Origin of the sequence: Sphingopyxis sp., from assembly GCF_016793825.1 — a bacterium.
Classification (GTDB): domain Bacteria; phylum Pseudomonadota; class Alphaproteobacteria; order Sphingomonadales; family Sphingomonadaceae; genus Sphingopyxis.
This window is the reverse complement of record NZ_JAEULM010000045.1, coordinates 1-10040: the sequence shown is the minus strand read 5'-3', so window position 1 is coordinate 10040 and position 10040 is coordinate 1. Positions and strand designations below refer to the sequence as shown.

Genomic DNA, 10040 nt, shown 5'->3' with positions numbered 1-10040 from the left:
GATAGGGCGTCGTAGAGATAATCTCAAGAAAATAAGCAATTATAGGGTGGTAGCGTAGAAAAGGAAGAAATCGAAAAGTGTCACGGTCAAGTTGCCAAGGTTGGGGTCGAGGGTTCGAATCCCTTCGCCCGCTCCAGTTTTTCCTAAAAAATCAGCTACTTAGGCAGTGCGGCACCCCGCTCTGTTTGATGTGTATTTCGTCGGGCTACCACCGGGCTACCACGGCTGCGGGCCGTTCACCGCTGTCTCGCGTTGTGCTTTGGTGGCCGAGCAAGTGTTTGTAATTGGCTCTCCTTCACGGCAGTATTATCTCTTGCCCGGGGAGAAGCCGGTGGATGATCGAACGGAAGTTTTGTCGCTCCGCAGGGTTGCAGCCCGCTTCATCAACGCGGATGAGCAGACTGGCCTTGCCGAACTTGACCGCATCGCGGCGGATGCCTCGCGCGTTATCCAGAAACGATACTGGCTCTTATCCACCACATCTGCGGCCACCGCTTTCGCGACTGCCGTTACCCTACTCCCCTGGCTAGCTCTCACTCTGAATGAGGCGCCCGGCGCCGACGTGATCGGGCTGATCGGTCTGGTTTGTTTTGGCTTGATGATGGCGGCTGGCGCCTCGTGGCGCGTTTTTCAGTATGGTGGATTGAAGGCTACCACGCCGCAGAAGCCGGTGTATGCGGACCCCGAAGATTCCGCTGCCCGAAACTTGGAGCGCCTGTTCGCCATCCTCCAACTCGAATCGTCACCGCGCGCCTTTTACTTCGCTCGAAACGGCGCGCGTCGTTATGTCGACCATCGCTACTTCTTCAGCAAACTTCGCGCTGCGCACGTGGCCAATGACAGCACGATCCGCAACGCCCTCTTCGGCCCCGCCGGTTTCTGGTTCGCCCCGGAATTGTTCCTTGAGGCGGACATGAGCAAACTGATCGCTGACGCCAAGGCCAAACCGAGTCGCAAGGGGGCGCCGAAGCAGTACGATCATACCAATGCAATCATCGCGCTGATTGATCACCCTAAGGTGCGGGCGCTCGACATATCGAAGAAGCGCGGCAATCAGAGGGAAATCATCGAGCTTCTCGAAGATTGGTATCGCAGCAGGCGCTTAAAGGTGCCCAGCGAGACCCAGCTGACGCCTTACGCAAACCAAATTCTGGAAACGATCGCGAAAAATCGTTCGTCTTAATCCTACTCTGAATTACCGGGGAACTACGCATTTGCGTGGTTTCCCGAGGTAGGTAATTACCGGGGAACAGTCACGAACGGCTGATTTCCGGTGCAGCCACATGCTGTTGGAACTGTCGGCGCTTAGCTGCAAATGATCCTGTCGCCCGCCGCATCGCGGCACTCGAACGGAGGCGACAATGGATGAACTCGCATACTCGATTAACCGCACGGCCAAGGCGCTCGGCGTCGGTCGCAGCACGATCTACAAGCTCATCAAGACCGGACAGGTCGATGCCCTCAAGATCGGGACGCGGACGCTGATCACCACCGCGTCGATCAGACGGCTGACCCAGACTCAGGCTTAGGCCTGGTCCCCCGAGGGCGACAGTTCGCCCGCCATCCCACCGACACATCCCATTTTATTGAAAGGCCGCCGCATGTCCATTCTGAGCAAAGCCGTCGACCGGCTCACCGATTTCTTCCGCTTTGACCACAAAGTGATCCTGCGTTTCGCCGTCGATCGATACAACGCACCCTATGTCGTTCCGCTCATAGAGAAGCTGATCGCTGACGGTGAAGACGGAGATACCTACCGGTCCGCGCTAGCTGCATGGAACCGAGCAGAGCGCCCGCCTCTTGCTCTCTATGATGGCGAAACCAGCTTCTGCCGAATCGATGGTCCGTACCAGTGGGCGGGCAACCATGTTTTCCCGCTGGGTGGTCTCGTTCTCAGCTCCGGCGTCACAGCCCACCTCGATCCTTATCAGGCGAGCGATCTTCATTTTCAGATGCGGGCGGCAATCGAGCGGGCCATTCAGGCGTGGGTCGCCGACAACGGGCTGCGCGAATGTCCGATGACGCCGGTAGCGTTTGATCGCAAAGCTGCCGATCGCAAGGCTAAGACGATGATCGCGGCAAGGGGCGACATCTTCGATCAGGATCGCATGGTCGCAGCTCCTCGCGAGGAGGGTCCGGATCATGTCTGATAGGGCTGTCTTTCAGGCAAGGTTGCAGGGCCGCGATGCTACGCATCGGACCCGTAATTTGGATACACACCTCACGCACGGGTGCATCCAGCTTTTCCGTCACTTTTCGAGGCAGCGCCGCGGCAGCGCTTCCCCGGCGCGCGCGCAGACTGGCGCTATTCAGCCAAATTTGGAGGCAGCGCCGCGGCAGCGCGGCGAAGGACGGCTATGACTCTCGCCCGTCACAACATTCGCCTCCCGGCGGCGATCGAAAAGGCGCTTCACACGCTCGCTGAGCAGCAGGGCATAAGCCCATATGCTATGCTTCAGCGCAGCGTGGAGGCAGGGATCGCCGCGCAGTTGAATCCGCCAGTCGCCGATGACGGATCGCGTGAACTCATCGTGGAAGTCGCGTCGATCAGCACGCGCCTCGCCGATATCGAACGCCTGCTCGACCGTACCCTGCACACGGCCTGCGCCGCTTATTGCTATGCGCGCAGCGCAGCGATGGGCGGCGGCAAGAGCGACGAGGTCATCACCGCCGAGACCCAGCGGGCCTATGACCGGCAACGCGCGACAGCGGAGGAACGGCCATGAGCGAGCCGCACGATCTCCGGCTGCATGCCGAGACGCTGCGGCGTCATCTTCGCTACAGCCAGACGCGGCGGTTCAAACGACAGTTCGCGATCATGGTCTCGTCGATCGCGCTCGGCGGCTTGGCGGCGCCCTATCTGATGCTCGACCCGAGCATCCTTCGGGACACCGGCACCCATTATCACGCGAAGATGCTTTTATGGTTTGCAGGCGACGGCGGCGATCCCGGGATAGTGATCCGTTATGAGGGAAGAGATTATCTGAACCCCGCTCGCACGGTCGCGACCGATCCCTATTTTGTCCGCCGGGCGAGCATCGCGAAATCGTTCGTCATGCGCGGCGCCATGCTGGGGTTTGTCACGTGGCTGTCAGGCCTGATCTTGCTCCGTGATGTCGCCGCGCGCCGCCGCGAACGCGCGCTGCGCGATCGCGTCATCGACGGCACCAAGGTGACGAGCGAGAAGGAGCTTGCGAAGCTGGCGCGAGCCGAAGCCGGTTCGCACCCGCTGGCGATCGGTCCCGTACCCTTTCCCCGCCGCCTCGAAACCCGGCATATGGCGATGGTCGGCACGACCGGCAGCGGCAAGACGACGGTGCTGCGTCAGATGCTCGACGGGATCGCCGCGCGCGGCGAGGCCGCGCTGGTCTATGACACCAGCGGCGAATTCATCGCCCATTACTTCCGGCCCGAGTGCGGCGACATCATCCTCAATCCGTTCGATGCCCGCTGCGTCTATTGGTCACCGTTTGCCGAGATTGCCCACCCCGCCGATGCCGATCGCATCGCGCAGCAGCTCGTTACCGAGACCGGGAAGCAGGACGATGACGTCTGGCTGGAAACCAGCCGCATCCTGGTTGCCAACATGATCCGGGAACTGTGGAAGGAGAAGAAATGCACGCTGCCCGATTTGCTCGAAGCGCTGCAGAAGATGGATAAGGACAAGCTCAAGGCCTGGCTCAAGGACACCTCGTCCGCGCGCACCTTCTCCGACGACGCCGACCGGGCCACCGGCAGCGTGCTGTTCATGCTCGCGAAGGCCGCGAACCTGATCCAGTTCCTGCGGATGCCTGAAGAGGGCGAGAAGGTTTTTTCGTTCCGCGACTTCATCTCCGGCCTCGACGAGACAAAGGGCGCCAAGCCCTGGATCTTCGTGCCGCGAAAGGAAGAGCAATTTGCGGCGCTCAAGCCTCTGCTCGCCTGCTGGCTCGAATGCGCCGCGAGCGCGATGCTGGGCCTCGCCCCTTCATCCGACCGGCGCGTCTGGTTCCTGCTCGACGAGCTTGCCGACTTGCCGCGGGTCGACAATCTGACGCGGTTGCTGCCCGAGGGCCGCAAGTTCGGGGCGGCGGTCGTGCTGACCTTCCAGGGCGTGGGCCAGATGCGGCATCGCTACGGTGACGATCTTGCCGAATCCATGCTCGGCTGCTGCAATACCAAGCTGTTCTTGCAGATGGGCGATGGCGAGTCCCGGCGCTGGGCGAGCGACACGATCGGCACCTGCGAGGTCGAGATCCAGACCATGAGCGGTGCGCTTGGCGATGGCGACGACAAGCCGCGGATGACGCTCGGCCGCCAGCGTAAGACCCGGCCCGCCGTGTTCGAAAGCGAACTCCGCCTCGCACGCTATGAGGGCTATTTGTTGCTCCCCGATGGGCTCCCGGTCGCGCGCATCGCGCTTACCGCCGACCATATCGAGAAACGGGGCGAGCCGCGTCAGCCCGCCTTTGTCGCCGCAAACCCGGATACGACCCTCTGGCACCGGCCGCTGGAGGCGGCGCCCAAAGAAGAGCCAGACAGCGCTGTTCCGCCCCCGGTCGAGAAGCAGGTCGTCGAAAAGCCGAAGGGAGGGAAAAAGCCGCCGGCACACCCACCCGCTGACGATGGCGGGCCGATCTGATGGTTGCGTCGGTATCGGCGCTGACCAGTTCGGCGCAGGCGAGCAGCTATTATGAGGCCGACGATTATTACGCCGAAGGTGGGCTGTCGCCGTCCGAATGGCACGGCAAGGGGGCCGAGGAACTTGGGCTGTCAGGCGACGTTGACCGCGACGCCTTCCGCGAACTGCTCGACGGCAAGGTCGCGGGGCAGCAGCTCGGCACGGTTCGTGACGGCCAGCTCGAACATCGCCCCGGCTGGGATGTGACGCTGAGTGCGCCCAAGTCGATATCGATCATGGCCGAGGTTGCCGGTGACCGGCGATTGATCGAGGCACATGGGCAGGCGGTGAAGACCGCGCTCGCGCATGTCGAGGCGCATATGGCCGCGACCCGTGTCCGGCACGGCGGCAGCGTGACGCGCGAGGCCACCGGCAACTTGATTGTTGCGAGCTTCCAGCATGGGACGAGCCGTGCACAGGACCCTCAGCTCCATACCCATAATGTCATCATGAACGCGACACAGGGTGAGGATGGAAGCTGGCGCAGCCTGGAGCCGCGCGCGATCTACCAGCTCCAGAAACAGATCGGCGCCATCTATCGGCAGGAGCTGGCATCGAAGGTCCGCGAGCTCGGCTATGAGATTGCACCGGGCAAGGAATCGATGTTCGAGATCAAGGGGGTCTCGGCGGACGTAATGGCGGCGTTCAGCACGCGCAGCGCGGAGATCGAAGCGGCGCTGGGGGAACGGGGCACATCGCGCGAGGAAGCCAGCGCCGCCGAAAAGCAGGTGGCTGCGCTCGATACGCGGCAGGCGAAGGTTGCGGCCGACCATGGCGCGCTTGTCGCCGACTGGCGCGAGACCGCCGACCGGGCTGGGTTCGATGCCGAGGCGCGACTGGCGTTGGTACGCGAGGCAGAAGACCGGGCAGCGAACGGCGTTCAGCTTCCCGATCCATCGATCGCCGATCGCGCCGTCGCGCATGCCGCCGACAAGCTTGGCGAGCGGCAGTCTGTGTTCGCGGTCGCGGCGCTTCATGAGGAAGCGGGGCGAGTTGGCCTTGGGAAAGTCGGCTATGCCGATATTGGCGACGCGATCGGGCGCGCGACGAAGGAGGGCGAGTTGGTCGATCGCACCTTCGTCGATCGGCGCGGCGCCGCGTTCGCCGGGTTCACAACCCGCCAGAATATCGCGGCCGAGAAGACGCTGCTGCGGATCGAAGCGCATGGGCGCGGTGCGCTCGCGCCGATCGCCTCGCCGCTCGCGGCCGCCAAGGCTGTCGCCGGTGCGGCGGCGAAGGCGGAGCGGTCCGGCTTCGGCTGGAATGCCGATCCGAAGACCGCAACCGAGCAGATCCTGACCAGTCGCAATCGTATCACCGCAGTGCAGGGCTATGCCGGGACCGCCAAGACTACGACGGTGCTCGCAACCTTCGCGCACGAGGCCGAAGCACGCGGCGTGTCGGTGGTCGCCCTGGCGCCGACGGCATCGGCGGCGATGACGCTCGGCGAGGCACTCGGCACGCGCAGCGATACCGTCGCCCGCCATTTGCTTGTGCCGGAAGGTTTTGCGCCCGGCCAGCCGGTCGCATGGATCGTCGACGAGGCGTCGCTGCTGTCGGCGCGCGATACCGCCCGGCTGTTCGATTTAGCCGAGCAGCAGGATGCGCGGATCATTCTTGTCGGCGATGTGAAGCAACTCGGATCGGTCGAGGCGGGCGAGGCCTTCGCGCAGCTCCAGAGTGCCGGTATGGAGACCGCCACGCTCGGCGAGATCGTCCGGCAGAGCAATGCGGCCACCAAGGAGGCGGTGCTCGCGTCGATCGAGGGCGATGCGAAGAAGGCGCTCGCCGCGCTCGATCGTGGCGGCGGCCAGATTGTCGAACATGCCGATCGCGTCGGGCGCTTCGCCGCGATCGCGGATCGCTATGCCGGGCTCGACAAGGCGGCGCGGGCGCGAACGATCATCATCGAACCTTCGCGCGAAGGGCGCGACGCGTTGACGGCGGGCATAAGGGCGGCGCTGGTCAGGTCGGGCTCGCTTTCTGGTCCCGCCGTCGCCGTGGAAAGCCTCGTCAACAAGGGGCTGACTCGCGCCGAGGCGCGCGATCCGCTGAGCTATGACACAGGCGATGTTGTTCGCTTCACCCGCGATTATGCCGACAAGGGTGTCGCGCGGGGCGAGGCCTATCGTGTCGAGGCGGTCGATCCGGTGAAGGCTGCCATTGCGCTGAGGTCCGAGGATGGGCGCGAGGTCGATTGGCGGCTTCGCCAATGGGGCGCCGGCAAGGTGCAGCTATTCGCGCCGCAGAATATGGACCTCAGGACCGGCGACAGCATTCGCTTCACCCGCAACGATCGCGAGGCCGGGCGGATCAACGGCTCGCGCGGCGAAGTCACGGCCATCGACGAGCAGGCGCGGACGGCGACGGTGCTTGGGGCTCGCGGTCAGACGCAGACCCTCGACCTCGATGCGGCGCGCGACCGGCATATCGCCCATGCCTATGTCGACACCGCCTTCGCCGCGCAGGGACGCACCGCCGATCACGTCGTCATCCACGCTGACAGCCGCGCCACCAACCTGGTCGACCAGAAGAGCTTCTATGTCGGCATCTCGCGCGCGAAGGAGTCGGCGACGATCGTCACCGATGATCGCGCAAAGCTGACCTCGGCAATCAAAGAACGCGCCGGGATCGTCCAGACCGCGCTCTCACAGGCACCCGCCGCGGGGGCCGTCATGGCGCAAGCAGCCATCGCCGCGCCCGCCGACAAGGTGATCAGCGCGGCGGTCTCGCAAGCGGCGGCATCGCTGCCCGGCATGGGGCTTTAGCTCTTGCCAAAGCTGCCGATCTTCCCGAAGATTCCGCTACATGCGTAACGATCTCACCCATCTTCCCGCCGCCAAGCAGCGCGAGCTCGAACGGATCGTCGAGACGATCTTCGAGGAGTTTCGGGGCGCGACCGAGAATGCGACGGGGCCGCGCAAGGGCGCGCGCATCCTCAAGATCATCCTGTTCGGCAGCCATGCGCGGGGCGACTGGGTCGATGCGCCGCTCTCGGCGAACCAGTATAAATCCGACTACGACATCCTCGTCATCGTCAGCCAGAAGGAGATGACCGACCGGGCCGCCTATTGGGCGACCGCCGAGGAACGTCTCATTCGCGCCTACACGATCGAAAAGACGCTCCACACGCCGGTCAATTTCATCGTCCACAGCCTGCATGAGGTGAATGACGGGCTCTCGCATGGCCGCGTTTTCTTCATGGAGGTCTCGAAGGACGGGATCGCGATTTACGAAGCCGATGACGGCGAACTCGCCACGCCGAAGCCTAAAACCCCGCTGCAAGCGCTAGACGCTGCGCGGGATTATTTTGAGGAATGGCTTCCCAATGCTGCTGGCTTTCTCAAAGTATACAAGTTCTGCATGTCCGAGGGCGATTGGAAGCGAGCAGCCTTCCTTTTACATCAAGCGACCGAGAGTCTGTATCAGGGCGTGCTTTTGACGCTGACGTTGTACACGCCCTACAACCACAATATTGCCTTCCTGCGGTCGCTCGCTGAAGGGCTCGATCGTCGCCTTTACGGCATCTGGCCAGAGGACACACATCGCGAACGGGCGATGTTCCAGAAGCTGAAAGAAGCTTACACGAAGGCAAGATACTCAAAACATTACCGGATCAGCGAAGAGGAACTCGCGTGGCTCGGCGAGCGCGTGGAGGAACTAGGCCGCGTGGTCCATCAGGTCTGTTCCGACAAGATCGCCGAGCTTGAGGCGGCGGCGCGCCGATAGTCGCTGGGCCCGGGCCGCTTGCCGGAACTCCTGGCTTCTGGCATAACCGTCGGCACGGAATGGAACGACTGGCGGCCATTCCGGGGATTTCCCTGCCAGGCATCATGTAGGTCCGGCCGCGTGTCGGACGGTTGCTGACAGCCGCTCCGACGGCACCACAGCGAACACCGCTTGCCCATCCGCGCGCAATCGCGCGGACCGCCGCGGTGCGAGCTGCAAATGACACCCCTAACAAGCGACGTTTACGCGCGCGAAGTCGTGATGGCGCGCGTCGGCCATCTCATCCGGCGCAAGCAGCGTGAAATCGAGCGCATCACCCGCATCCTGCGTGGCGTGTTCAACCCCTCGCAGGTGCAGGCGCCCGAGCCGGGATTGATCAAGCGGATCATCCTGATCGGTCCCTATGCAAGGCGATCCTGGTACGAAGACAGCCGGACGATCGAATTTTCCGATTATGAATTCTGGGTCGTCGTCAATCATCCGCTCTTCACCGACGAGCGTTGTTGGCGGCGCGCGCCTGCGACCATAGACCGCGAGCTTGGCAATCGCTGTGCCGTCGATGTCGGGATTTACTCGAAGTCCGACATCCGCGCCGCGAAGGCTGAGCGTGACACCTTCATTCTCGATCGGATCGAGGGCGGAATCACCCTCTATCGAGCGTCACGCGATGCGCCGCTGCCCCTCAGTGAATGCCGGGGAGACCGGCCATGACCGCCGCAGGACCCTACCCCACCTTCGACGCCTTCTACCGGGCGCAGCACGATCGGATGTTCCACTTCTTCCGGAGGAAAGTTGGGCGTGATGAAGCTCCGGACCTCGTGCAGGAGGCATTTACCTGTGTGCTACGAAGCGGGGCTTTCGACAGGCTCGAAAATCCGAATGGCTATTTGACGCGGACAGCTCGTAATCTGGTGATCAACCGGGCGCGGACATGGCACCGGAAAGGGTGCATGCTTTACCCACTCGACGAAGCGCGCGATGCTCCGCTCCTGCCGGATCAGGAGTGGAAAATCGAGGCGCGAGAACTTCGTGCGGCGTATCGGCGTGCGTTACTCGCGCTGCCGAGGCGAACCCGACGGATATTCCTCATGCACCGGTTGAAGGGCATGTCCTATCGAGCAATCGCCAAGAGTCTCGAACTTAGCGAGAAAGGCGTCGAATATCATATTATGCGTGCGCTCGCGCGGTGTCGAAAGGCGATCACATTTCAACGGTAATGAACCGGAGGATCGTTGGTTTCAACACGGGTTAACATGCGTCCCAAATGTGCGCCTGCCGGTTGAGCGTAAAGCGCCGCAGCGGTCAGACTGCGCGAAGATGACGACTGCCGTTTCCGCCGTTCGGCTGGTCGGGCCACAGCCCGCGCGTGTCATAGACGATCTTGTCGCCGCGCTCCTCGAGCGGGATCGACTTGAACAGGTCATGATCGACGAGCACGATCAGCAGGTCGCACTGGGCCAGCGCGCTGTCGAGGTCGATCAGTTCGGCGCCGGTACCCGCAAATTCCATTGGCAGGCCGCGCGCATAGGGCTCCACGATCTGGATCTGCTTGCCGAAGCGGCGCGCGAGCGCGGCAGCGACCTCGACCGCGGGGCTTTCGCGGAAGTCGTCGATATTCGGCTTGAAGGCCAGCCCCAGGCAGGCGACGCGG

The 10040-nt window shown here is 63.1% G+C and carries 10 protein-coding genes; 9 read left to right on the top strand and 1 reads right to left on the bottom strand.

Translation table 11 applies throughout. The features are described from left to right. The first annotated feature begins 331 nt into the window (after positions 1–331). The 9 genes from JNM03_RS15710 (at position 332) to JNM03_RS15670 (ending at position 9606) form a co-directional block, all read left to right on the top strand. Positions 332–1183, top strand: a complete 852-nt coding sequence (locus JNM03_RS15710; protein WP_294038008.1) for a hypothetical protein — start codon at positions 332–334, stop codon at positions 1181–1183. A gap of 178 nt (positions 1184–1361) precedes the next feature. Then, positions 1362–1529: a helix-turn-helix domain-containing protein gene (locus JNM03_RS15705; protein ID WP_058455958.1), complete on the top strand. Its 168-nt coding sequence runs from the start codon at positions 1362–1364 to the stop codon at positions 1527–1529. Positions 1530–1586: 57 nt separating this feature from the next. Beyond that, on the top strand, positions 1587–2150 hold the full coding sequence (locus tag JNM03_RS15700) for a hypothetical protein (RefSeq protein WP_294038004.1): 564 nt from the start codon (positions 1587–1589) through the stop codon (positions 2148–2150). A 207-nt stretch (positions 2151–2357) separates the two neighbouring features. Continuing rightward, positions 2358–2726 carry a hypothetical protein gene (locus JNM03_RS15695; protein ID WP_294038002.1) on the top strand — a complete coding sequence of 123 codons (369 nt, stop codon included), beginning with the start codon at positions 2358–2360 and terminating at the stop codon, positions 2724–2726. Then, positions 2723–4621: a type IV secretion system DNA-binding domain-containing protein gene (locus JNM03_RS15690; protein ID WP_294038001.1), complete on the top strand. Its 1899-nt coding sequence runs from the start codon at positions 2723–2725 to the stop codon at positions 4619–4621. The genes JNM03_RS15695 and JNM03_RS15690 overlap by 4 nt, the downstream gene beginning before the upstream one ends. Then, entirely contained in the window at positions 4621–7428 is a 2808-nt protein-coding gene (gene mobF, locus JNM03_RS15685; RefSeq protein WP_294037999.1) for a MobF family relaxase, read from the top strand. Before JNM03_RS15690 ends, mobF begins: the two co-directional genes overlap by 1 nt. A 40-nt stretch (positions 7429–7468) precedes the next feature. Next, positions 7469–8389: a HEPN domain-containing protein gene (locus JNM03_RS15680; RefSeq protein WP_294037998.1), complete on the top strand. Its 921-nt coding sequence runs from the start codon at positions 7469–7471 to the stop codon at positions 8387–8389. A 219-nt stretch (positions 8390–8608) separates the two neighbouring features. Continuing rightward, positions 8609–9100 (top strand): hypothetical protein, encoded by a 492-nt coding sequence (locus JNM03_RS15675; RefSeq protein WP_294037997.1) that lies wholly within the window; start codon positions 8609–8611, stop codon positions 9098–9100. Next, positions 9097–9606 carry a sigma-70 family RNA polymerase sigma factor gene (locus JNM03_RS15670; protein ID WP_294037996.1) on the top strand — a complete coding sequence of 170 codons (510 nt, stop codon included), beginning with the start codon at positions 9097–9099 and terminating at the stop codon, positions 9604–9606. The genes JNM03_RS15675 and JNM03_RS15670 overlap by 4 nt, the downstream gene beginning before the upstream one ends. Positions 9607–9691: 85 nt before the next feature. Here JNM03_RS15670 and JNM03_RS15665 read toward each other — a convergent pair. Next, on the bottom strand, positions 9692–10040 hold a 349-nt coding region (locus tag JNM03_RS15665; RefSeq protein WP_294037994.1), incomplete at its 5' end, for a UDP binding domain-containing protein.